3 protein-coding genes and 1 pseudogene are annotated in these 1,970 nt (G+C 58.8%); 1 reads left to right on the top strand and 3 read right to left on the bottom strand.

Annotation, left to right across the window (positions count from 1 at the left end; all coding sequences use genetic code 11):
* Window positions 1-776 (top strand): IS3 family transposase (locus tag GSQ79_RS15840; RefSeq protein ID WP_158809665.1); only part of this gene is annotated, 776 nt, incomplete at its 5' end.
* A gap of 92 nt (window positions 777-868) precedes the next feature.
* On the opposite strand, the gene GSQ79_RS15835 is transcribed toward GSQ79_RS15840, so the two are convergent.
* From GSQ79_RS15835 to GSQ79_RS15825, 3 genes and pseudogenes are all read right to left on the bottom strand, one after another.
* Window positions 869-1,036, bottom strand: coding sequence for a hypothetical protein (locus tag GSQ79_RS15835; RefSeq protein WP_158809664.1), 168 nt, complete (start codon window positions 1,034-1,036; stop codon window positions 869-871).
* Window positions 1,037-1,074: 38 nt separating this feature from the next.
* Entirely contained in the window at window positions 1,075-1,554 is a 480-nt protein-coding gene (locus GSQ79_RS15830) for a hypothetical protein (RefSeq protein WP_158809663.1), read from the bottom strand.
* Window positions 1,555-1,691: 137 nt separating this feature from the next.
* Window positions 1,692-1,970 (bottom strand): annotated as a pseudogene (locus tag GSQ79_RS15825) (hypothetical protein); the annotation flags it as partial.

Here is a 1,970-nt window from a genome sequence, read left to right as displayed (position 1 = left end):
AGACCCGTGACGACGAGGCGGCACTCACCGCCGACATCGTCGCGCTTGCCCTCCCATATGGTCGCTACGGCTATCGTCGCATCACAGCGATGCTGCGTCGGTCCGGCTGGGTGGTGAACCGCAAGCGGGTCGCACGGATCTGGCGACGGGAGGGGCTGAAGGTCCCGCAGAAGCAGCCGAAGAAGGGCCGGCTCTGGCTTAACGACGGATCGTGTGTTCGGCTGCGGCCGGAGCGGCCCAATCACGTCTGGTCCTATGACTTCGTCGAGGACAAAACCCATGACAAGCGAAAGGTCCGCATGTTGAACGTGATCGACGAGTTCACCCGGGAATGCCTCGCGATCCGGGTCAGCAGACGGCTGAACGCGACCGACGTCGTCGACGTGCTGTCGGACCTGTTTATCCTGCGCGGTGTGCCTGGCCACATCCGTTCAGATAACGGGCCCGAGTTCATCGCCAAGTCGGTTCGGGAGTGGATCGTCGCCGTGGGAGCACGAACGGCTTACATCGAGCCTGGAAGCCCCTGGGAGAACGGATATTGCGAAAGCTTCAATGCGAAGCTCCGCGACGAACTTCTCAACGGCGAGATCTTCTACTCGTTGAAGGAAGCGCAGGTCATCATTGAGGGCTGGCGGCAGCACTACAACGCGATCCGCCCGCACTCATCGCTCGCTTACCGACCACCTGCGCCTGAAGCCTTGGTGTGGCCGGCCGCGCAACCCGGACCCGCTACGCCGGCCACACCAGCCCTCGCGCTCCGGCCCGTCATGAACTAACATAAACCCCGGACCACTCAGTGGGGACCGGCCACACCAGCGTATGCGCAAGAAAAGGATGCACCGACCGTTTGCGCAAAGACGCCTCAGGATCAGGAGGCTGCTCCCGAGCAAGAAGGCTCCATCTCCTCGAGCGTCCCGCTCTCGGAAAGATCAAGAAGCGTCTTCTCGATAAGGGCATCAACCTGCAGCTCAACACCGGCGAAGTTTTCGGCAACGTCAGTGTCGTCATTCGCCGTGGCGCAAAGGTCGCGGACCATCCTGTAACGCTTCTTACAAGACCGAGTAAGGTATCAAGCTATAATTCGCATTCTGGATAAAGCAAGATTGTATGAGCGACAGCGAACCATAAAATTCCGGCGATGCCGAGCGTCGCCGATCCAGCAACTCCTTCGCCCGCTAGAGGGAGAACGAAAAATGCGTTAACGATCCATACGGCCGCGGCGTACGCAAGGCCAAGCAGCCAGGGCGGTCCGCGCCAATGCGGCTGGAGAAAGAGGCCGTAAACAATTGCCATCATGAGCCCGACTAACACATGGAAGGCCATGTTGAAGAGGCCACTGTGAGGAGTCGGCGCTCCCAATAGCTGAGTGAGCAATTTCAGCAGGCCGCCGTGGGCTGTCTGCAAATGGATAAGATCTGCGCTCCAGAGCGCTGCCACATTGAGCGCGATTGCTATTGCTCCAGCAACAAGGGCTGCAGAGATGCGTTCTGAGAAGACAGGTTGTGAACGAGTTGCCTGACTGCCGTCCGTCGATCCTAATCTAATCTTTTCCAAGTAACAGTCCTGTGAGGATCGTATCAAAAAGTTCTGCTGAAAGCGTCCTACGATCTTGCCGACGACCTCAGCACTTGTTGTGTATGTACAAATTCTCTCGTAGAGCCCGACCGCGGCCGCCAAGCTCAGTGCATTTCTCACGTTTCTCGAACCATGCGGCGAACCACATCATTCAGGGCGCGCGCTTCGACCGGGTTGATATGACTAAGCACGTGTTTGCGGATGGAATCCGCATGAACCGGACGCGCCGCCGCGATCATCTTGCGGCCGAGCGGCAGGATCGAGACCTGCACCCCTCGCTTTAATGCCGAACTATCTCGACGGACCAGCATCCGGCGCTCCATGCGCGTGAGTTGATGCGACAGCCGGGCCTTGTGCCAACCGAGCGATTTGGCCAAATCGAACTGGAGCAGTTT

This window comes from Beijerinckia sp. L45, from assembly GCF_009765775.1.
GTDB lineage: Bacteria > Pseudomonadota > Alphaproteobacteria > Rhizobiales > Beijerinckiaceae > RH-AL1.
The sequence above is the reverse complement of the archived record's forward strand: the minus strand, read 5'-3'. Positions and strand labels throughout refer to the sequence as shown.

Excerpts from the sequence above, each read along its gene's own strand:
- GSQ79_RS15835 (WP_158809664.1), bottom strand. The coding sequence starts at position 1,036 with ATGGTCCGCGACCTTTGCGCCACGGCGAATGACGACACTGACGTTGCC.